This window comes from Oceanobacillus saliphilus (assembly GCF_023522835.1).
Taxonomy (GTDB): domain Bacteria; phylum Bacillota; class Bacilli; order Bacillales; family Amphibacillaceae; genus Oceanobacillus; species Oceanobacillus saliphilus.
This window is the reverse complement of sequence record NZ_JALCZU010000160.1, coordinates 1-267: the sequence shown is the minus strand read 5'-3', so window position 1 is coordinate 267 and position 267 is coordinate 1. Positions and strand designations below refer to the sequence as shown.

1 protein-coding gene is annotated in these 267 nt (G+C 63.7%); it reads left to right on the top strand.

Translation table 11 applies throughout. The features are described 5' to 3' along the window. Positions 1-41 precede the first annotated feature (41 nt). On the top strand, positions 42-267 hold a 226-nt coding region (locus MN204_RS20780; protein WP_249872950.1), incomplete at its 3' end, for a DUF3433 domain-containing protein.

Genomic DNA, 267 nt, shown 5'->3' with positions numbered 1-267 from the left:
CCATTCTGGCTCTGACTGTCCTGGCAGGGATGTGGACCAGGGTGGATTATCAGGCAAAGGCAGCCGCGCCGTGGGTCAGGATGTCGAGGGGGCCGGCGCCGGCGGAGAAGACGCTGCTGCTGGACTATGTGGATTCGTCGCTGCCGGTGTCGATTGTCAGGGCGGTGCTCAACCGGGATGTGGTGGTGGCTTGCACGGCGATGGTCTCGCTCCATCTGGGGCTGTTGGTCGTCGTTTCGACCGCGTTGCTTACGCTCAGCTTGGTCG